18 protein-coding genes are annotated in these 17,897 nt (G+C 59.6%); 11 read left to right on the forward strand and 7 right to left on the reverse strand.

The annotated features are described in order from the left end of the window. Positions 1-3: 3 nt before the first annotated feature. Positions 4-1,149: a heme A synthase gene (gene ctaA / locus ACR0FE_RS02505; RefSeq protein WP_480910789.1), complete on the reverse strand. Its 1,146-nt coding sequence runs from the start codon at positions 1,147-1,149 to the stop codon at positions 4-6. A gap of 60 nt (positions 1,150-1,209) precedes the next feature. Then, a complete protein-coding gene (locus ACR0FE_RS02510) occupies positions 1,210-1,953 on the reverse strand; it encodes an RNA methyltransferase (protein ID WP_170610821.1) in 744 nt (247 codons plus the stop codon). A 162-nt stretch (positions 1,954-2,115) separates the two neighbouring features. Here ACR0FE_RS02510 and ACR0FE_RS02515 point away from each other — a divergent pair, with 162 nt between their 5' ends. Then, positions 2,116-2,736 carry a thiamine phosphate synthase gene (locus ACR0FE_RS02515; RefSeq protein ID WP_170610818.1) on the forward strand — a complete coding sequence of 207 codons (621 nt, stop codon included), beginning with the start codon at positions 2,116-2,118 and terminating at the stop codon, positions 2,734-2,736. On the opposite strand, the gene ACR0FE_RS02520 is transcribed toward ACR0FE_RS02515, so the two are convergent. Beyond that, complete coding sequence (locus tag ACR0FE_RS02520; RefSeq protein WP_480910793.1) at positions 2,733-3,755, reverse strand: HupE/UreJ family protein; 1,023 nt, start codon at positions 3,753-3,755, stop codon at positions 2,733-2,735. The two genes, ACR0FE_RS02515 and ACR0FE_RS02520, sit on opposite strands and share 4 nt — an antisense overlap. 278 nt (positions 3,756-4,033) lie before the next feature. Between ACR0FE_RS02520 and ACR0FE_RS02525 the strand changes: the two genes are divergently transcribed. The 3 genes from ACR0FE_RS02525 (at position 4,034) to ACR0FE_RS02535 (ending at position 6,582) form a co-directional block, all read left to right on the forward strand. Next, positions 4,034-4,927, forward strand: a complete 894-nt coding sequence (locus ACR0FE_RS02525) for a PfkB family carbohydrate kinase (RefSeq protein ID WP_480910795.1) — start codon at positions 4,034-4,036, stop codon at positions 4,925-4,927. Further along, the gene (locus ACR0FE_RS02530; RefSeq protein ID WP_480910797.1) at positions 4,924-5,838 is read left to right on the forward strand and encodes a pseudouridine-5'-phosphate glycosidase; all 915 of its coding nucleotides are present in this window, start codon (positions 4,924-4,926) and stop codon (positions 5,836-5,838) included. The genes ACR0FE_RS02525 and ACR0FE_RS02530 overlap by 4 nt, the downstream gene beginning before the upstream one ends. A gap of 66 nt (positions 5,839-5,904) precedes the next feature. Further along, entirely contained in the window at positions 5,905-6,582 is a 678-nt protein-coding gene (locus ACR0FE_RS02535) for a DUF502 domain-containing protein (RefSeq protein WP_170610807.1), read from the forward strand. On the opposite strand, the gene ACR0FE_RS02540 is transcribed toward ACR0FE_RS02535, so the two are convergent. From ACR0FE_RS02540 to ACR0FE_RS02550, 3 genes are all read right to left on the reverse strand, one after another. After that, on the reverse strand, positions 6,583-7,608 hold the full coding sequence (locus ACR0FE_RS02540) for a patatin-like phospholipase family protein (RefSeq protein ID WP_480910799.1): 1,026 nt from the start codon (positions 7,606-7,608) through the stop codon (positions 6,583-6,585). Positions 7,609-7,672: 64 nt separating this feature from the next. Beyond that, positions 7,673-8,446 (reverse strand): 3-hydroxybutyrate dehydrogenase, encoded by a 774-nt coding sequence (locus ACR0FE_RS02545; RefSeq protein ID WP_170805611.1) that lies wholly within the window; start codon positions 8,444-8,446, stop codon positions 7,673-7,675. Between the two features lie 138 nt (positions 8,447-8,584). After that, positions 8,585-8,803, reverse strand: coding sequence for a hypothetical protein (locus ACR0FE_RS02550; RefSeq protein WP_480888991.1), 219 nt, complete (start codon positions 8,801-8,803; stop codon positions 8,585-8,587). Here ACR0FE_RS02550 and ACR0FE_RS02555 point away from each other — a divergent pair. Further along, on the forward strand, positions 8,748-10,562 hold the full coding sequence (locus ACR0FE_RS02555; RefSeq protein ID WP_480910802.1) for an extracellular solute-binding protein: 1,815 nt from the start codon (positions 8,748-8,750) through the stop codon (positions 10,560-10,562). The genes ACR0FE_RS02550 and ACR0FE_RS02555 overlap by 56 nt on opposite strands. 562 nt (positions 10,563-11,124) lie before the next feature. Beyond that, on the forward strand, positions 11,125-11,358 hold the full coding sequence (locus ACR0FE_RS02560) for a hypothetical protein (protein WP_321252695.1): 234 nt from the start codon (positions 11,125-11,127) through the stop codon (positions 11,356-11,358). On the opposite strand, the gene ACR0FE_RS02565 is transcribed toward ACR0FE_RS02560, so the two are convergent. Next, a complete protein-coding gene (locus ACR0FE_RS02565; RefSeq protein ID WP_170610796.1) occupies positions 11,347-11,970 on the reverse strand; it encodes an XRE family transcriptional regulator in 624 nt (207 codons plus the stop codon). The genes ACR0FE_RS02560 and ACR0FE_RS02565 overlap by 12 nt on opposite strands. Positions 11,971-12,034: 64 nt before the next feature. Between ACR0FE_RS02565 and ACR0FE_RS02570 the strand changes: the two genes are divergently transcribed. The 5 genes from ACR0FE_RS02570 (at position 12,035) to ACR0FE_RS02590 (ending at position 17,888) form a co-directional block, all read left to right on the forward strand. After that, the gene (locus tag ACR0FE_RS02570; RefSeq protein WP_480910804.1) at positions 12,035-13,552 is read left to right on the forward strand and encodes a class I adenylate-forming enzyme family protein; all 1,518 of its coding nucleotides are present in this window, start codon (positions 12,035-12,037) and stop codon (positions 13,550-13,552) included. After that, positions 13,549-14,208: a DsbA family oxidoreductase gene (locus ACR0FE_RS02575; RefSeq protein WP_170610790.1), complete on the forward strand. Its 660-nt coding sequence runs from the start codon at positions 13,549-13,551 to the stop codon at positions 14,206-14,208. Before ACR0FE_RS02570 ends, ACR0FE_RS02575 begins: the two co-directional genes overlap by 4 nt. Before the next feature lie 74 nt (positions 14,209-14,282). Then, positions 14,283-15,491 (forward strand): MFS transporter, encoded by a 1,209-nt coding sequence (locus ACR0FE_RS02580; protein ID WP_480910806.1) that lies wholly within the window; start codon positions 14,283-14,285, stop codon positions 15,489-15,491. Between the two features lie 58 nt (positions 15,492-15,549). After that, a complete protein-coding gene (locus tag ACR0FE_RS02585) occupies positions 15,550-17,214 on the forward strand; it encodes a tetratricopeptide repeat protein (protein WP_480910808.1) in 1,665 nt (554 codons plus the stop codon). Continuing rightward, positions 17,211-17,888, forward strand: coding sequence for an SH3 domain-containing protein (locus ACR0FE_RS02590; protein WP_480905448.1), 678 nt, complete (start codon positions 17,211-17,213; stop codon positions 17,886-17,888). Before ACR0FE_RS02585 ends, ACR0FE_RS02590 begins: the two co-directional genes overlap by 4 nt. Positions 17,889-17,897 lie beyond the last annotated feature (9 nt).

A 17,897-nucleotide genomic window follows, 5' to 3' on the forward strand; every position in this document is an offset into this window, starting at 1 on the left:
AAGTCACGCTCCGCGTAGTGAAGTTGCGATGGGATAGGCCGTCAGGAAACGCGCACGCAGGATCAGCGTCCAAACCACAACGGCCATGAACTGATGGAATATGGCGATCTGCCATGGCGCCCCGTAGACCACCGTCAGGATTCCCACGACCACTTGCAGCGACAAGGCCGCAAAGGTCGCATTGAATGCAAATCGGGTCTGGAGATGCGCGCTGGTTCCGCCACGACGCCAAACGACAAACGCAAACGCGAACAGAAGATAACCGGCGCAGCGATGGATGAACTGCACCAGCCCCGGGCTTTCGAAGAAGTTCCGCCAGATCGGTTCCAGCATTGTTGCGTCAGGCGGCAGAAGCTGCCCGCCGATCAACGGCCAGTCGGTATAAGAACGACCGGCGTCGATCCCCGCAACCAAGGCGCCAATGAGTATTTGCAAAAAGGCGAAATGCATCAGGCCGGTTGAGAGAGAAAACAGCTTTGCCTCTTTCGCACGGCGGGCCTGCATCAGGTCGCGCTCCTCCCGGCCCAGCAGAAGGATGTACCAGGCGAGGAACCCTAAGATCACGAAGGCCAGCCCCAGATGAATTGCCAGCCGATAGCTGGCGACGGCCGTCATCCCTTCGCCCTGGGTCACGCCCGAGGCGACCATCCACCAGCCAACTGCACCCTGAACGCCACCCAATGCGCCGGGGATCAGCAATCGTCCGGTCCAACCGGTCGGTATCTTGCGCGTCACCAAGAAGCCCAGGAACCCGAGCGCCCAGACCAAACCGATCACACGGCCCAGCTGCCGATGACCCCATTCCCACCAGTAGATCGACTTGAAATCATCGAGTTCCATCCATTGGTTCTGAATGCGCCATTGATCGATCTGCTTGTATTTGTCGAACTCGGCCTGCCAGTCGGCCTCGGACATCGGCGGGATGGCTCCGGTAACAGGGCGCCATTCGGTGATCGACAATCCGCTGTCGGTCAGCCGCGTCAGCCCGCCTACGGCGATCATGATCACGACCAGGGCAAACAGGCTCATCAGCCAGACACGAATGGCCCCGCGCGCACCGCCCCGGCCCCGGTCGATCATCCCCGGCTGCACCGCCTTTTGTTTTTCGGTGTCCGAGACTTCTTCGAAGATGCTGCGCTTGCCGCTCATGCCGTCCTCATGCCTTTGATTTTCACGCAAGCTAGGGCTACCGGAGTGTAAGGTCCAGCCTCAGCCCTTTTCCTTCCAGCGGACCATCTGCCGCATGACACCGTGCAACATCTGCACATCTGCCCGTGTCATGTTCATCCGCGACCACAGATTGCGCAGGTTCACCTTCATCCCATCGGCCTTCTCAGGCGGATAAAAGAAACCCGCGGTCTCAAGCCGGTCTTCGAAATGTTCGGCCAGTTTCTCAACCTCGATCCCTGTCGCCCAGTCGCCCTTGCCCAGATCGGTGGTCTCGTGCACCACGTCTCCTGTCTGGCGCATCCACTCGTAAGCGGTCAGCAGCACGCACTGACCGAGGTTCAGCGAGGCGTACTCAGGGTTCACAGGAACCGAAATGATGGCGTTTGCCTTCGCAATATCCTCATTCTCAAGCCCTGCGCGTTCCGGTCCGAACAGAACCGCAACCTTTTGACCGGCCGCAACTTTTTCGGCGGCCAGTTGCATGGCGCGCTCGGGGCTGTAAACCGGTTTGGTCAACCCGCGCTGACGGGCCGTGGTGGCAAAGACAAAGGTGCTGTCCTCAAGCGCTCCGGCCAGGTCGTCGAACAGCTGCGCCTCATCCAGCAGCCGCCCCGCGCCGCTGGACATGGCCACTGCCTTGGGGTTGGGCCAGCCGTCCCGGGGAGCCACGATACGCATCCGATCCAGACCGAAATTCCACATCGCGCGCGCGGCTGCGCCGATGTTTTCACCCATCTGCGGGCGCACAAGCACGAATGAGGGCTGGGATTTGTCGCTGGGCATGGCTTACTCCGAAAGTTCCGCCCGCTCTAATACCCTGTCACCGACGAGGCAAGCCAATCACCTTGTTCTGCTCTCAAATACCCGCTCGGCAGGCATAAAAGTTTGCTTCCCCCGCTCAATCCGCTAAACCCCGCCAAAGACAGAAATCCGAAGGACGCGCCAATGGACACCCCCGAGCAGCCGCAGATCTACCTGATCACACCGCCGGCCATCGAACTGAGCCGATTCCCTGAAAAACTGGCGCGCGTTCTGGACAGCACAGAAATCGCGTGCATCCGCTTGGCGCTGGCGGGCAATGACGAAGATGCAATCGCACGCGCGGCCGATGCCTGCCGTGAAGTGGCCCATGCGCGGGACGTGGCGCTGGTGATTTCAAACCACGTTCTGCTGGCGCAACGTCTGGGTCTGGACGGGGTGCATCTGGATGACGCCGCCCGTTCCGTGCGGTCCGCCCGTAAGGAACTGGGGGCAGATGCGATCGTCGGCAGCTTTTGCGGAGCTTCCAGCCATGACGGCATGACCGCCGGTGAAGCCGGGGCGGACTATGTCGCCTTCGGGCCGGTTGGAACAGACAAGCTTGGCGACGGCACGCGCGCCGAACAAGATCTGTTTCAGTGGTGGTCCGAGATGATCGAAGTCCCGGTAGTGGCCGAAGGCGGCCTGACGGCTGAACTGATTGGCAGTCTGGCCCCATGCACCGACTTTTTTGGGATCGGCGACGAAATCTGGGCGGGTGATGATCCTGTCGCAGCGCTGACCACTTTGTTGGCGCCACTTTCCTAGAAAGGCAGGAAGGGCCGAACAAAGGTAAATGCCCCGAAGCCGGCAATCACGAGGGATAGCAGAACCGAAATCCGAAGCCTGAGCCGGATCGATCTGCGAGAAACCGCCAGTGCCAATGCAAATACCACGGCAGCGGCCGAGACCGGCACGGTCAACGCGCCCAGACCAAAGCCCAGAACCGCCGGTGCCAGCCGATCCGGCGGTACTCCGATCGTCGTCAAAGCGAAGGCCTGGCTTAAACCGATCAGACCACCCACCAGAGCAACGGTCAGCAAACGCAGAAAGCCCGGTCGCCGGACTGTAACGTTCCACACACCCAGCACCACGGTTGCTGCGGGCATGAGATACGGCAACCATGCTGAGGGCATCGTGACAAGCTGTAGCGTGCCCAATCCCAGACCAATCGATGTGGCCAGCGCGAAAGCAGAAAGCTGCCATAAGGCCGCCGACACCCAAAGGGCGTGCAGCACCAGCAGCAACGCAATCAGGATAACCGGCAGCCCCACTGTCGTGGCATACACGATTCCGTTGGAGAAATAGGCCTTCAGGGTTTGACCCGGGTCCAGACCGGCCCCACCCCGCAGCGGAATCAGAGGGCTTGCCTCGCCCGCCACAAGATACCCGGTATAAGGCGCATCCACCCCCTGCTGCCTGAGGACCATCGGCCCGTGACCTTCCGGCCAGGTCAGCTGCAGGCTGGACGCGCCGGGCGGTAAAGCCCCGGCCAGCAGAACCCGTGAAATCCTTGGCACCTCAGGGTCTCCGGCCACAGGAACGCGGGAACCTTCGTAGGACAGCGTGACGGGTCCACCTGCCAACACGTTCATGGACGGCGACCAGCCTTTAATGAACTGCTTTATGTGCGGCTCAAGTTCCGAAGACGCCAAGCGGCGAAGTCTTCTGTACTCACCTGAAACGGGCGACGGATCCGCCGAAGGGTTAATCCCGGCGACGAATGCCTCGGCATTCATGCTGATTTCCAGAAACAATGTGCCCTGATTGATCCGAAAATCCACCACTGTCGGTTTCGCCGTCTGAGCTGATGCGTTGCCGACTGCAATCCAGAAAACCAAAGGAGCAACGAGAAAAAGAAGTACAGGGCGGGTTTTGCATAACGCTCTGACAATGCGGCTCATTTGCTGCAATCCAACATGAACATGAATACCGACAACATATCCTTCGATTGTTCTGCCGATGACGCGCGATGGCAAGCCAAAACGGCAGGCAGTGGCAGGAATTCCCGTCGGCGTTAACGTTCTGACTTGCACGGATCACGGGGCTGCGGCATGACAACGGCATGACTCAGACCAGTGAAATTTTGTGTATCGGGTCCGTCCTGTGGGACGTGATCGGACGATCCGCCAGCGTCATGCGTCAGGGCTCGGACGTTCCGGGGCGGATTACCCGACTGCCTGGTGGCGTGGCGATGAACATCGCAATGACGCTGGTCCGCTTTGGTATGACCCCAACCCTGTTGACCGCCGTTGGCCGTGATCCCGAAGGTGACGAGCTTGTGCACGCCTGTGCCCGCCTTGGGATGGTGACAGACCATATTTACCGCTCGCAGGATTTGCCGACAGACCGGTACATGGCGGTCGAAGGTGCAAACGGTCTGATTGCCGCGATCGCGGATGCCCACTCTCTCGAAGCCGCCGGGGCCAAGATCCTCCGGCCACTGATGCACGGGCCATTGGGGTACGAGAATACACCGTTTGAAGGTCCGGTTGCGCTGGACGGGAACCTGACGCAAGACCTGCTGGAGGAGATCGCGCAAAGTCCGGCGTTCTCTCGCGCCGATCTGCGCGTTGCCCCGGCCTCACCCGGCAAGGCCGAGCGCCTTATACCTTTCCTCAAACACGCCCGCGCGACGCTTTACGTCAACCTCGAAGAAGCCGGACTGCTGTGTCAGCGCGAGTTCGAGGATTCCGAAAGCGCTGCCCAGGGCCTGCTGGATCGGGGCGCGCTACGGGTCTTGGTAACGGATGGCGGCAACTCGGCCACTGTCGGCTCGGCCGATGGCATCCAGACCCAGAAACCCCCATCCGTATTGGTCACGCGCGTGACCGGCGCGGGTGATACTTTTATGGCGGCCCATATTGCCGCTGAAGCAAATGGCGCAGATAGCGACGCGGCCCTGACCCGCGCTCTGCACGCCGCCGCAACATATGTTTCCGGAGAAACCCCACTGTGATCGACATCCAATACTCAGCCGAGGTCCGCGCCGCCAAAGACGCAGGCCAGCCCATCGTCGCGCTTGAAAGCACAATCATCACCCACGGAATGCCCTACCCGCAGAACATCGAAGTCGCCGCGCAGGTCGAGCAAGATATTCGCGACGCAGGGGCGGTTCCCGCCACCATGGCTGTGATCAGGGGCAAACTGCATGTCGGGCTTGAACCTGACCAGTTGCAGGATCTGGGCAAGGCGCAGGGCGTCGCCAAAATCTCGCGCGCCGACATGGCCACCTGTATTTCGACCGGCGGCACCGGTGCGACAACCGTTGCTGCGACGATGATCGCCGCTCATTACGCGGGGATCGAGGTTTTTGCCACCGGCGGCATCGGTGGCGTGCATCAGGGGGCTGAAACCTCGTTCGATATTTCCGCCGACCTGCATGAGCTTGCCCAGACGCCGGTGACGGTCGTGGCTGCGGGTGCCAAGGCCATTCTGGATCTGGCCAAAACGCTCGAGGTTCTGGAAACGCTGGGCGTTCCGGTGATTGCTCATGGTCAGGATGAATTCCCGGCCTTCTGGTCAGCCAAATCACCCTATGCCGCGCCTTTGCGCATGGACAGCCCGGAAGAGATCGCAAAGGCCCACTCAACCCGCCGCGCACTTGGCCTGCCCGGGGGACAACTTGTTGCAAACCCGATCCCCGAGACCGACCAGATCCCGGCCGATGAACTGGCACCGATCATCGCATCAGCCCAATCCGACGCCGAGACACACCGGATCACGGGAAAAGGCGTCACCCCTTATCTTCTGCAACGCATCTTCGAGCAGACCAAGGGCCGATCCCTGACGGCCAATATCGCGCTTGTTCGCAACAACGCTCGCCTTGCCGCCGGCATCGCAAAGGCTTTGACCCGCAACACCACCTGACACCGTCCCTATTGCACCATCACGCCAGACTGCTTAATTGCAGTCTGCAAACCGCTCGGAACTAAGATGAATACACCGTTTGACGAAGAACCGCATCGCCGCCCCGGCCTGTTTGCAGGCCTGCGGGCGTCGTTTCTGACGGGGATTGTCGTCATTGCGCCGGTCTGGCTTACAATCTGGCTGATCTGGTCCGTGGTGGGCTGGATCGACAGTGCGGTCCTGCCGCTGGTGCCGCAAAGGTTTCAGCCGCAGGAATATGTCGGCATCAACCTGCGCGGCGTCGGGGTCATCATCTTCCTGATCTTCACGGTGATCGTGGGCTGGGTGGCCAAGGGCATACTGGGACGTTCGCTGATCCTTTTTGCAGAACGCGTTGTTGATCGGATGCCTGTCGTCCGCTCGGTCTATTCCGGGATCAAGCAAATTTCCGAAACGGTTTTTGCCCAAACAGACCGCTCGTTCGAAAAGGCTTGCCTTATCCAGTATCCGCGCCGTGGTATCTGGGCCATCGGCTTCGTGTCCACCACCGCCAAAGGCGAGGTCAGCCGCCTTGCGGAGACCGGCGGCGAACTGCTCAGCGTGTTTGTTCCGACGACCCCGAACCCCACATCCGGGTTTCTGCTGTTTTTTCCGGCCGAAGACGTCATCCTGCTGGACATGACGATCGAGGATGCCGCGAAACTGGTGATCTCGGCTGGTCTTGTCTATCCAAACGAAAAAGACCCGACCCGCCCGCCAGAGTGATCAGCCAAACATCGCACGCAGATCTACTGTGCTACGCGCACCCAGATCGGTTTTGTGGGCTGACAGAAAGCCCTCCGCGGCTGCCCGGCCAGCCTTTTTCAGCTTGTGCAGGATCACCGGGTTGGGAACGGTCTTCGTGGCAACCGACAGACTGTTCATCAACTCATTGTCTGCGATCATGTGAACCAGAACCCGGCTCATCTCACCCGCCTTCAGTTTGCCCTCACGCAACAAGCGCTGCACAAAGTCAATCGCCCTGAGTTCGCGAAACAGGGACGAATTGAAGCTGATCTCGTTGATCCGGTTCTGAATCTGCTGTGGTGTCTTCGGAACCTCGTCCCGCTCAAGCGGGTTGATGTTCACGATGACCACATCATCCGGCAACTCGTCATTGAACAAAGGAAACAGCGCAGGATTTCCCGTAAAACCTCCGTCCCAATAGGCCTCGGTTCGCCCCGTTTTCGGATCGAATATCTCTACGGCCTTGAACAGCGTCGGCAGGCAGGCCGAGGCGAGTATGGCATCGGTCGATACATCCTCGCCAGTGAACACCCGGATCTTGCCGCTGCGCACGCAGGTCGCACAGACAAACAGCTGCGGGCCTTCAGTCGCGCAAATCTCGTCGAAGTCAAAACGGTCGATAACAGGCTTTAGCGGGTTCTGGTAAAACGGACCGTAGGCATAAGGCGAAACCATGCGCGACCACGCGTCGCCAAACGAATAGGGAAGCGAATACTCCATGGCCTGCGCGATCTGGGCAGGCTCAAGCGCCTGCATCCAGTTGGCAATCCGCATGTCGCCAACCGCCCCCATGCGCTCCCATAATCCGTTCAGACACTCGCGCGCGCCTTCGCGCCCGGCCCGCACCATCCCGGACTTGAAAGCCGCCCCGTTTAACGCCCCTGCGGATGTGCCAGTAATCGCGGCAACCTCAATATCCTCTTCATCCAGCAACCGGTCCAGTACACCCCAGGTAAAGGCGCCATGTGCGCCGCCGCCCTGCAAAGCCAGATTGATCCGTTTCAAAAGCCCGCCCCTTCATCTTTTCCGAAATACTCCGGGGGTATGGGGGCCGCGCCCCCATGAAACACTACAGGGCAGTCCAACCGCCATCGACGGAAATCGTCGTCCCGGTAATCTGCGCCGCCGCATCCGAGCACAAAAACAAAGCCGTCCCGCCAAGTTGCTCGACCGTGGCAAACTCTTTCGAGGGCTGGCGTTCCAGCATCACGTTCTTGATCACGTCCTCGCGGCTCATGTTGTATTCTTTCATCGTGTCGGGGATTTGCGCCTCGACCAGCGGTGTCAGAACATAGCCCGGGCAAATGGCGTTGCAGGTGATCGGCTCCTGCGCCGTTTCCAGCGCAACTGTCTTGGTCATGCCGACCACACCATGTTTGGCCGACACATAGGCCGCCTTGTAGGGCGACGCCGTCAGACCATGGGCCGACGCGATATTGACGATGCGCCCCCACCCGGCCTTTCGCATCATTGGCAAAGCTGCCGCCATCGTGTGAAAGGCCGAGTTCATGTTGATCGCGATGATCGCATCCCATTTGTCGACCGGGAACTGGTCGATCGGCGCGACGTGCTGAATGCCCGCATTATTGACAAGAATGTCGCAAGCCCCGGCCTTTTCGATCAGGGCCCGGCAATCATCCCCATTGGACATGTCGGCCTGGATATATCGCGCGTTGGTTCCGGTCTCGTTCGAGATTTCAGCAGCCAGTGCATGGTCCTCATCCCGATCGGTGAACGAATTCAAAACCACATTGGCGCCCGCCCTGGCCAGTTCGCGCGCAACGCCCAGCCCGATCCCCGAATTCGATCCCGTGATAATTGCAGTCTTTCCCAAAACGCTCATCGCCGCTCTCCTGCTGAGTCAGAATTTCCGACACAGTGCCATGCTGCACGTGCAAAGAAAACGGGGAAAGCTGGGGCCAATACAACTCCTCGCGCACCGGCATCCTCATCACAAAAAAACGCCCGCACGAAGCGGGCGTTAAGTTATTGAGGCAGGTTTCATACAGGCAAGAAACCTATCGAGCAGTGCATCCTTTATAAGCAATTCTGCGCCTTCGTCCAAGCTAAAAGTTTGATAATAAGAAAAATCATGGCTACGGTGAATCCCAACAAAATAAGGCCAGAGCAGGATTGTTTCCAAAATGAGCCCCGATTTTTCACCCTCCCTTCGTTCAATGCTGGTGGGAATCACCGGCATTTTTGCGACCACATTTGCCCATGCAGATTCGTCTCATGGCATAGCTATGTATGGCGATCCCGCCCTACCACCGGATTTTGTGTCTCTGCCTTACGTAAACCCGGATGCACCAAAAGGCGGAAAGGTCGTTTTCGGGAATACCGGCGGCTATAACAGTTTGAACCCGTTTGTGCAAAAAGGCACGTCACCCTGGCAACTGAGATTCTGGACCCATGAGAGCCTGATGGGCCGATCCTGGGACGAACCTTTCACTCTTTACGGGTTGTTAGCCGAATCAGTTGAGACGGCCGAGGACCGATCCTGGGTGGAATTCACGCTGCGCGAGAACGCCCGATTCTCGGACGGCAGCCCAGTCACCGTGGACGACGTGATGTGGTCCTATGAAACTCTGGGGACCGAAGGGCATCTCCGGTATCGCGGGTTGTGGTCCAAGATCGGCAGCATCGAACAGACCGGTCCACGCTCGGTCAGGATCACATTCAACGAACCCGACCGCGAACTGGCCCTGATTGCGGGCCTGCGCCCGATCCTTCAGAAGGCGCAATGGGACGGCAAGGATTTTGCCGACGCACAGTTGCACGATGTTCCAATCGGCTCGGGACCTTATGTCGTCGAGGACTATGAGGCCGGGCGCTTCGTAAACCTGCGCCGTAACCCGGACTACTGGGGCAGCGATGTTCCATTCCGCCGTGGCACCATGAACCTCGATGAAATGAGGATCGAGTTCTACGGCGATCAGACCGTGTTGTTCGAAGCGTTCAAGGCTGGGGAACTCTCCGCCATTCGGGAATTCAACGCCGACAAGTGGGACACGCAATACAGTTTCCCCGCCGCGCAGCGCGGAGACGTAGTCAAAACGGAAATCCCGCATGGCAAACCGTCGGGCATGACCGGCTTTGTGATGAACACGCGAAAGGCGCCATTCGATGACTGGCGCGTGCGCGAGGCGCTGACGCTGGCGTTCAACTTCGAATTCATCAACGACACCATCACCGGCGGTGCCCAGCCCCGGATCACCTCGTATTTCTCGGGCTCGGACCTGGCGATGCAACCCGGGCCGGCGACAGGCCGGGTCGCCGAGTTGCTGCAACCGTTTGCCGATGACCTTCTCCCCGGAACGATTGAAGGCTACAGCCCACCACAAGGCGATGGCTCGGCGCGCAACCGCGCCAATATCCGAAAGGCCGCGAACCTGCTGTCCGAAGCGGGCTGGACCATTCAGGACGGTGTGCTGCGCAACCAGAATGGCGATGCTTTCGCCATGACCGTCTTGCTGCAGCAAGGCGACAGCGATATGGCCACCGCAGTCGAAATCTATTCCCGTGCACTGGAACGCCTTGGCATTCAGGTGACAACCGAAACGGTAGACAACGCGCAATACACCGGTCGCATCTCGGAACACGATTTCGATATGACGCCATTCCGAAGGGCCATGTCCCTGTCCCCCGGAAACGAGCAGCGCCTCTATTGGGGCAGCGATGGCGCGAACACGCCCGGGACCCGGAACCTGATGGGTGTCACTTCACCCGCGGTCGACGCGATGATCGATGCGATGCTGGCTTCGGAAACGCGGGAAGACTTTGTCGCGGCCACCCGCGCGCTTGACCGCACCCTGACCGCTGGCCGGTATGTCATTCCCATCTGGAACTTCGATGTCGGCCGTATCGCGCATGTGAAAGAGCTTAAGTACGCGCCAAACCTGCCCATTTACGGCGATGGCCCTCAATACATGCCCGAGGTCTGGTGGTATCAGGAATAATCTGCAGTGGGTGTACGCCGCTTCGGCCGCATTTGTGCGGCGAAACCCGCTTTACCAACGCCTCGTAACGCTCGTCTAACGTGTGCTGCCCCGGTCTTCTCGGATGGCGGTTGTCAGGGAATACTTCGGCGGAAAGTGGCACATGTCAAAACACCGCAGCATATGACTGCTTACGCGACGTTCGCCGCAATATGTTGTTGGACGTTCAAATTTCAGCGAAAATTGCTCCAATGGACACAAGAACCTTTACGGATCGGGTGCCGGGCATGTAACGTGTCATCAAATCGAACTTCAGTGAACCGTGCAAAAGTTGTTGAGTTTCGGTGATATAGTTGCGGGCGGTTCGCCCTGCCCTGGTGGTTCACGGACCGGCCGCCACTCACTCCGAAACGCAGGTCCGTGGCCCGTTGCGGACGTTCCGCAGCGGGCATTTTCCATTCCGGTCATCACATCCCCGGGTGCGACATTTTGTCATGCATGTATATACCCCGCCCCTACGTAACCTGATATCTGGGGGCCGGGCAGTCCTGTAGCACAAGAAACGGAAAGCTCGCTGATGATTATGAAATGGACAGAACTGACGCAGGACTGGAACGGATCCTTGGCGCGCGCTAAACGGCGCTTTCCGAACCTGCGTGATCAGGATGTCGCGCATTTCCGGCAAGACAGAAAACAGTTCGAGGCTTACCTAGCGGAACGGCACCACCTGACCGTGAACGAAGCCCGGGAAGAACTGGAGGATTTCCTGTTCACCGAAAGCCTGAATCGCGAATTCGATCAGACGTTACGCAAGTGACGTAACCCACAGGATCAACGCGTCTTCGTCACTGACCGAGACGACGTTGTGACCCATGCTTCCGTCGTAATAGGCGCTGTCGCCGCGGCGCATTTCGACAGGTTCATAATACTCGGTATAGAGCCGCACGACGCCTGTCAGAACGTACAGGAATTCCTCACCATCATGACGAACCCAGCCGTCGAACTCGTCCATCGAGCGGGCGCGTACGCGGGCCCGGTAAGGCAGCATTTGTTTCTTCGTCAGCGTTTCGGCCAGCAACTCATGCTCGTATGTCGTCGTGGCATGGGCCGCACCTTCCCCCATCCGTGTGACGGACATGCGTCCAATGACCTGATCGCGCTGGGGTGGCGTGAACAGTTGAGGCACTGAAATCCCCAGCCCCGTCGCGAGTTTCTTCAGGGCATCATAGGTCGGCGACATCTGACCGTTTTCGATCTTGCTGAGCGTTGAGCGCGCCAGACCGGCCTGGGTCGCCGCCTGTTCCAGCGTCCATTTGCGGGCCTTGCGCAATTCGCGCACGCGCGCGCCCAGATCCAATGGCTCGGGTTCGACATTTTCACCGGCATCGCGGGCGATACGGATCAGGGATTTCGGGTCCTGCGTTCTCATGGCACTTCTATAGGGCCGGGCCGCGCCGCTTGCAACGCGCCTTGCCCCGCGTTAGCCAGACGATATGCTGTCCATTTTTGATCAGGGTCCGCCTGCCCCTTGCCCCGCCCCGTTTAATCTCGCAGCGCACGTTCTGCGCCACGCAGAGCGGATTCCGGAAAAAACCGCGCTCTCCGTTCTGAATGAAACGGCGACCGAGGACTGGAGCTATCGGCAACTGCTGTCTGCCGTTTTGGGCACCGGTACAGGGTTGTTGCAGGCCGGGTTGAAACCCGGCGACATCGTTCTGATGCGCCTTGGGAATACCGTCGATTTCCCGATAGCCTACTTGGGGGCGATTGCCGTCGGTGTCGTTCCTGTTCCGACGTCATCGCAACTGACGGCGCCTGAAACGGCCCGCATGATTGACGACCTGTCTCCGGCCGCCATGCTGAAGGCACCGGATGTTGCCTGTGCCCCGCACCCCCGGCAGATCGATCTCGCAACGTTGCGTGCCATGCGTGATCTGCCGCCCGCCACCTTTGATCTCGGTGATCCGGATCGACTGGCTTATGTGGTCTATACCTCGGGGACATCGGGCAAGCCGCGTGCGGTTGCGCATGCGCATCGCGCGATCTGGGCACGGCAAATGATGGTGGACGGGTGGTATGGGCTGCGCCCCGAGGATCGGCTGTGTCATGCCGGTGCGTTCAACTGGACCTACACGCTGGGCACTGGCCTGATGGATCCGTGGACCATCGGGGCGACGGCGCTGATCCCCGAACCGGGAACCGATCCGGCAGCATTGCCCGACTTGTTGCGGCGTCACGGGGCCACAATCTTTGCCGCAGCACCCGGCGTGTACCGAAAGATGGTTCAACGGACAGACCGGCTCAGCCTGCCCCACTTGCGCCACGGACTGTGCGCAGGCGAAAAACTGTCGCGCCACCTGCACGAACGCTGGACCGAGGTGACGGGAACCGAACTTTACGAAGCCTACGGCATGTCCGAATGCTCGACCTTCATTTCCTCCAGCCCTGAAAACCCGGCCCGGGGCGAGGCATTGGGCCAGCCGCAACCCGGTCGCAAGATCGCCATTCTGGGACCCGATGGCCCTGTTCCGCAGGGGCAGGAAGGCACAATCGCCATCCACCGGTCCGACCCCGGCCTGATGCTGACTTATCTGAACGCCCCGGATGAGGCTCAGGCCCGCATGCAGGGTGAATGGTTCCTGACCGGAGATCAGGGCGCCATGGCGGTCGACGGGCAAATCACCTACCTGGGTCGCGACGATGATATGATGAATGCGGGCGGCTATCGGGTTTCGCCGGTCGAGGTCGAGGCGGTCTTGTCAAAATACCCCGGGATCACACAGGTCGGTGCCGCGGCGGTCGAGGTCAAGCAGGACACATTTGTGATAGCTGCCTTTTACACCGGCCCCGAAACTCTGGACGAGACGGCCTTGCGTGCCTATGTCCAGGACAACCTTGCGCGTTACAAACAGCCCCGCGCTTTCATACATCTGCCGGCGCTTCCCGCAGGCGGCAATGGGAAACTCCTGCGTCGCGCATTGCCGGCCTATTTCAAGGCACCGAACTCATGACCCAATCCGTCAAGCTTGATATTCTGTCCGATCCGATCTGTCCGTGGTGCTATATTGGCAAAACCCATCTGGACAAAGCGCTGGCCGCCATACCGGACCATCCTTTCGTGATCGAATGGCATCCGTTTCAACTGAACCCCGACATGCCGGACGCGGGCATGGACCGCCGAGAATACCTTGAGCGCAAGTTTGGCGGCAAGGATGGTGCCGTGCAGGCCTATGCGCCCGTGGTTGAACACGCCGAAAATGCTGGCCTGAAAATCGATTTCGAGGGCATGAAACGCACGCCCAACACACTTGATGCGCACCGGCTGATCCATTGGGCCGGGATTGAAGGCAAGCAGGACGCGGTGGTCGACGCCTTGTTCGATGCTTATTTTGTGCAGGCACGCGACATCGGCGACCATGAGGTGCTTGCCGACATCGCCGACAGCCAGGGAATGGACGCGGCTGTCGTCATGAAGCTGCTGAAATCCGACGCGGACCGGGACGATATCCGCAACCGCGATACGCATTCACGGGAAATGGGTGTTGGGTCAGTACCGACCTTCATCGTGGCCAACAAACACGCAGTTCCTGGCGCCCAGCAGCCGGAAATGTGGGAAAAAGTCATCCGCGAAATCATGTCTCAACTTGAGGCTTCCCCTGCAAATTAGCACATAGTCCTGTGCGTTTGCGCCATAGCGCCGCCTGATTTGCCGTGATAGCGCAAGCAGGTAAGGAGTTCCCCATGACCAATCGCATGTCGCGGGGCGAGTTCATTGCTTTGATAGCAATGATGTTCGCCACGATCGCGTTCTCTATCGACTCGATGCTGCCTGCACTGCCCGAAATCGGCGCAGAGCTCAGCCCTGATGATGTGAACCGGGCGCAACTGATCCTGACATCCTTTGTTCTGGGCATGGGGCTTGGCACATTTTTCACCGGCCCGATCTCGGACGCGCTGGGGCGCAAGCCCGTCATCTTTGGCGGTGCAGTGCTATATATCGTGGCGTCCGCTGTTGCCTGGGCAAGTTCCTCGCTTGAACTGGTTCTGGCCGCGCGTGTTCTTCAGGGACTTGGTGCCGCCGGTCCCCGCGTGGTGGCCATGGCCATTATCCGCGACCTCTATTCCGGGCGCGAGATGGCCCGGATCATTTCGATCGCGATGATGATATTTACGCTTGTTCCCGCGATTGCGCCGATGCTGGGCGCAGGCGTGATAGCCCTGTTTGGCTGGCGCGGGATTTTCGTATCCTTCATCTTGTTCGCCCTGATTGTTGTGATGTGGATGGGAAAACGGTTGCCAGAATCGCTGGCCCGCGAAGACCGTCGCCCGTTTCGCCTGCCGCTGCTGGTAGCGGCCACGCACGAGATGATGTCACACCCAACGGTGCGCCTTTCGATACTGGTTCAGACCCTGTGCATGGGCATTCTGTTCACCATGCTGACCATGGTGCAGCCGGTCTATGACGTGATCCATGACAGTGCGGACAGTTTCCCGTTCTGGTTCGGGTTTGTCGCGCTGATGTCTGGTTCGGCCAGCCTGTTGAACGCCGCGATTGTCGTCCGCGTGGGTATGCGGCGCGTGGTGACATGGGCGCTTGGGGCACAGATTCTGATCACGTCCTGCGTCATATTTCTGAATATGGCGAACCTGACGCCCGCCGCCTCATTCGCGGTGTTTGTTTTCTGGCAGACCACCATCTTCTTCATGGCTGGCGTCACTTTAGGCAATTTGAATGCCATCGCGATGGAACCGATGGGCCACATCGCAGGCATGGCGGCATCTGTGATCGGGTCAATCTCGACCGTTCTGGCCGCAGCCATCGCAGCACCTGTGGGCCTCTTGTTCGATGGCTCAGTGACACCGCTGACAACGGGCATCCTTGCCATGTGCGTCATGGCTTTCGGCGTGATGGTTCACATGGCTCGCGTCGAAAACAGATTACTGGCCTGAGCCTGTGCAAATGCCCTGAATCACGTTAAGCTTTCCGCGATTTTCGGGGGAGTTTTCTATGAGTGATTACTATGATCTGGGCACATACTCTAGCCCCGTCACCACATCATCGGAAAAGGCGCAGCTGTGGTTCGACCGAGGTCTGATCTGGACCTACGGCTACAACCACACCGAGGCCCTGGCCTGTTTCCAGCGCGCGGCGGAACATGATCCGGACTGCGCCATGGCGCATTGGGGCGTGGCTTACGCAGCCGGACCAAACTACAACCTGCCGTGGGAATTGCTGGACGATCAGGGACAGCAAAAGGCATTGGCCGAGGCTTATGACGCCACCCAAAAAGCACTGGCGCTGGCTGAATGGTGCACTCCGGTTGAACAGGCGCTCATCCGCGCCCTGCCCGCCCGCTATCCTCAGCGCGAGCCGATCGCGGATATGCACGACTGGGACCACGATTTTGCGGACGCGATGCGGGCGGTTTTTGCAGCTTTTCCCGATCACCTGGATCTGCGCACCATATTTGTCGAGGCGTTGCTGAACCTGACACCCTGGAAAATGTGGGATCTGGAAACCGGTCAACCCGCCGACGGCGCCGCCACCCTTGAAGCGCAGGACACCCTGGAATGGGCCATGGCGAACGACCCGGCTGCCATGTCGCATCCGGGGCTTTTGCACTTGTATGTGCACCTGATGGAGATGTCGCCCACTCCTGAAAAAGCACTGAAAGCCGGGGACGTGTTGCGCACTCTGGTGCCGGACGCAGGTCATCTGGTGCACATGCCCACCCATATCGATGTCCAGTGCGGCCACTACCAGAACGTCACCCATTGGAACGAAAAAGCCACCGAAGCAGATTTGAAGTATTACGAACGCGAAGGTCCGTTCAACATCTACACCGGTTACCGTCAGCACAACTATCACTTCACCATCTACGGCGCGCTGTTTATGGGCCAGATGGAACCGGCCCTGCGTGCCAATCAGGGCATCTGGGACACCACGCCCGAGGAAATGCTGCGCATCGAAAGCCCGCCGATGGCGGACTATTTCGAAAGCTACATGTCCATGGGGCCGCATATCCTTATCCGTTTTGGCCGTTGGGACGAAGCCAAGGCTCTGGAACTGCCCGAAGACCCGGATCTCTACTGCACATTGACCGCGACCACGCTCTACGCCCGTGCCATCGCATTTGCAGCGACGGATCAGGTGGCCGAGGCCGAAGCGGAAGAACAGAGGTTTCTTGCCGCCCGGGGCCGCGTCCCCGAAACCCGGCGACTGCACAATAATCGTGTCGTCGACCTGCTGGATATTGCAGCTGAGATGCTGCGGGGCGAAATCGAATACCGCAAGGGAAACTTCGACACGGCCTATGCACACCTGCGCCGCTCGGTCGAATTGGATGACACTTTGCCTTATGACGAACCCTGGGGCTGGATGCAGCCAACCCGCCACGCACTCGGGGCCTTGCTGTTTGAACAGGGCCACGTAGCCGAGGCCGAAGCTGTCTACCGCGAGGATCTAGGACTGGGCGGCTCGCTCAGCCGTGCGTCGATCCATCCCGACAATGTCTGGAGCCTAAGGGGGCTATACGATTGCCTGAAATCCCGAGGTGACTCCATTGAAATCAGGCAGATCAAACAAAGACTGGATCTGGCTCTGGCCCGTGCAGACCGCGCGGTCGCCGCTTCGTGCTTCTGCGCCCAGTCCGCAATGAAGGCCGCCGAATGAGACTGCTCCCTGCCCTGATGCTTTTGGCTGCCGGTCTTCCCGTTCAGGCCGAACGCATGACGTTTACCCCGGTCGACCAGGCCGAACGTGACCCGACGCTGGTGACGTTCCGCGCCAACCTGCTCGCTGATATCGCGGCCCGCGACACCGAAGCGGTTGTGGCGGTGGCCTGCCCGGACATCTATCTCAGCCACGGCGGCAATGGCGGCCCCCGGGAACTCAGGGAAAACCTGACACTTCCTGCCGACACCCTGGCCGAGGAATACCGAGATCAGGCCGACGAGATGCGCGAAGCCTACTGGTCCGCGCTCGAGGAAACCCTCGCCGCGCCCGGTTATTTTGACGATCTGGGCGAATTTTGGATGCCGTATCAGTGGAAGATCGGCCTGCCCGCATCCGTCGACCCGTTCAACGCTTATTTTGTGACTGGCTCCGGGGTGTCACTGCGGGTGGGCGCAGACCGGACCGCTGACATTGTCGATCTGATAAGCCATGAGGTCGTGCTGATTAGCGAATACGATCCTGACGCCGAATACCAGAAGGTCATGCTGACCGACGGCGCGCGAGGCTTCATGCACCGCGACTACCTCTGGCCTATGACCGGTCATCGCGCGGCGCTGGTAAAATCCGACCAGGGGGAATGGCAGTTGTGCACCTTCGTGGGCGGTGACTGAGCGCGACGC

The sequence above is a fragment of the Ruegeria sp. K7 genome (assembly GCF_056531785.1).

Coding starts and splice junctions, on each gene's coding strand:
- ctaA (WP_480910789.1), bottom strand. CDS start 1,149: ATGAGCGGCAAGCGCAGCATCTTCGAAGAAGTCTCGGACACCGAAAAA.
- ACR0FE_RS02510 (WP_170610821.1), bottom strand. CDS start 1,953: ATGCCCAGCGACAAATCCCAGCCCTCATTCGTGCTTGTGCGCCCGCAG.
- ACR0FE_RS02515 (WP_170610818.1), top strand. CDS start 2,116: ATGGACACCCCCGAGCAGCCGCAGATCTACCTGATCACACCGCCGGCC.
- ACR0FE_RS02525 (WP_480910795.1), top strand. CDS start 4,034: ATGACTCAGACCAGTGAAATTTTGTGTATCGGGTCCGTCCTGTGGGAC.
- ACR0FE_RS02535 (WP_170610807.1), top strand. CDS start 5,905: ATGAATACACCGTTTGACGAAGAACCGCATCGCCGCCCCGGCCTGTTT.
- ACR0FE_RS02545 (WP_170805611.1), bottom strand. CDS start 8,446: ATGAGCGTTTTGGGAAAGACTGCAATTATCACGGGATCGAATTCGGGG.
- ACR0FE_RS02555 (WP_480910802.1), top strand. CDS start 8,748: ATGAGCCCCGATTTTTCACCCTCCCTTCGTTCAATGCTGGTGGGAATC.
- ACR0FE_RS02550 (WP_480888991.1), bottom strand. CDS start 8,803: ATGCCGGTGATTCCCACCAGCATTGAACGAAGGGAGGGTGAAAAATCG.
- ACR0FE_RS02560 (WP_321252695.1), top strand. CDS start 11,125: ATGAAATGGACAGAACTGACGCAGGACTGGAACGGATCCTTGGCGCGC.
- ACR0FE_RS02565 (WP_170610796.1), bottom strand. CDS start 11,970: ATGAGAACGCAGGACCCGAAATCCCTGATCCGTATCGCCCGCGATGCC.
- ACR0FE_RS02570 (WP_480910804.1), top strand. CDS start 12,035: ATGCTGTCCATTTTTGATCAGGGTCCGCCTGCCCCTTGCCCCGCCCCG.
- ACR0FE_RS02575 (WP_170610790.1), top strand. CDS start 13,549: ATGACCCAATCCGTCAAGCTTGATATTCTGTCCGATCCGATCTGTCCG.
- ACR0FE_RS02580 (WP_480910806.1), top strand. CDS start 14,283: ATGACCAATCGCATGTCGCGGGGCGAGTTCATTGCTTTGATAGCAATG.
- ACR0FE_RS02585 (WP_480910808.1), top strand. CDS start 15,550: ATGAGTGATTACTATGATCTGGGCACATACTCTAGCCCCGTCACCACA.
- ACR0FE_RS02590 (WP_480905448.1), top strand. CDS start 17,211: ATGAGACTGCTCCCTGCCCTGATGCTTTTGGCTGCCGGTCTTCCCGTT.